Source organism: Curtobacterium sp. ODYSSEY 48 V2 (genome assembly GCF_023712625.1).
Lineage (GTDB): Bacteria > Actinomycetota > Actinomycetes > Actinomycetales > Microbacteriaceae > Curtobacterium.
Map to the genome: position 1 here is coordinate 1 of NZ_JAMAXX010000057.1, position 404 is coordinate 404.

Below are 404 nucleotides of genomic sequence, written 5' to 3' on the forward strand. Positions count from 1 at the left end.
GGCTTCGACAAACAATCATGTCTGGGTCTTGGCCCCGGAGCTTGCATAGTTCTCGCGCTGCGCGTTCGAGTTGTCGTTCGTTCATACGCTGGCCTCGTACATAAGTTCCTTTTCATCACGGCCAAGACCCAATGCTACTGTAGTCAGGCTCCTATGGATGGATGCACGCTCTTCTGTAGTAAGAGCGCGTGATGCACCGTTGATGAAGGCGCTGCGCGTCGAGCCACGCACAATGTGTTCTGGCATTGGATCGCCAGTGTTCAGCATCTCGACAACCGCAACACGTGGCTCGTTCTTGAACTCGTCGCGAAGATGCACGGCATTCATCGTGGGGAGCGGGCCATCAGACAGTATCAAGATTTCGATCTCGGTGCTGCGCATCACGTTGTGTGCAACGAGTGCTG

At 55.0% G+C, this 404-nt stretch carries 1 protein-coding gene; it reads right to left on the reverse strand.

From position 1 onward, the window contains the following. Positions 1 to 81: 81 nt before the first annotated feature. Positions 82 to 404 (reverse strand): hypothetical protein (locus tag M3666_RS16460; RefSeq protein WP_251155823.1); only part of this gene is annotated, 323 nt, incomplete at its 5' end.